Raw genomic sequence first — 907 nt, 5'->3', positions numbered from 1 at the left:
CTCGCCCGCGGCGGCGCCCGCGGCGCGGGCGCCCCGGGCCGGGCGGGCCGGGGCAGGGGGCAACTGGCCCTTGAGCGGGCCCCACTCGTTGGGGTCGGGGACACCCGGCGGCAGCATCTGGCGCCGCTTGGGGCCGCCGTGTTCGGACTCCCCGGGCTCCTTCGCGCCGGGCCACGCCTTGACGACCCGGGCCGCCAGTACGAAGTCCTTGCGCAGCGGATGCCCCTCGAAGCCGTCGGGGAGCAGCAGCGGCGCGAGACCGGGGTGGCCGGGGAAGCCGATGCCGAACATCTCGTGGGTCTCGCGTTCGTGCCAGGCGGCCCCGGCGTAGACACCGGTCGCGGTCGGCAGCGCGGCCGCCTCGTGCGGCACGGTGGTGCGCAGCAGCAGACCGCGCACCGCGGGCCCGGCCCCGGGCCCAGCCCCAGGCGTCGCCCCGGGGGCTCCCAGGGCGACGACGCGCGCGGCCACCCGGAAACCGGTGCCCGGCTCGTCCACCGCGCTCAGCCAGTCGAAGTAGGTGCAGCCGAGGGTGTCGCGGGCCGTCTCCAGCGCCGCGGTCCAGGAGTCGGCGGGGACGTCGACGGTCAGCAGGCCGTACGCCTCCTCCGCCGTGGCGCCCTCGCCGAACAGCTCGGCGGCGGAGCGAGGTAGCCACCCCACGGGCGGCGCGGCCTCGGCCGCGAGCTCCGCCTCGGACACCTCAGCGCCCTCCGCCCCCGGAACCCCTGCGGCCTCCGCCGCCCGGGTCGCCTCCGCCCCGCTCGGCTCCGCCGCGGTCGGCTCGGTCCCGCTCGGCCCCACGGCCCCGGTCGGCTTCGCAGACCCCGCAGCCCTCGCCCCAGTCGACTCGGCCCCAGTCGGCTCCGGCCCGCTCGGCTCAGTCCCGCTCGGGCCCACGGCCCCG

1 protein-coding gene is annotated in these 907 nt (G+C 79.4%); it reads right to left on the bottom strand.

Features of this window, described 5'->3' with window-relative positions:
• The coding region (locus ABD329_RS47850; protein WP_344318298.1) for an NADH-quinone oxidoreductase subunit C at positions 1 to 702 on the bottom strand (702 nt) is incomplete at its 3' end.
• Positions 703 to 907: the final 205 nt, after the last annotated feature.

Source organism: Streptomyces javensis (assembly GCF_039525925.1).
In the GTDB taxonomy this organism is placed as follows: domain Bacteria; phylum Actinomycetota; class Actinomycetes; order Streptomycetales; family Streptomycetaceae; genus Streptomyces; species Streptomyces asiaticus.
Note: the sequence above shows the minus strand (reverse complement) of the source record. Positions and strands in the feature narration are given on the sequence as shown.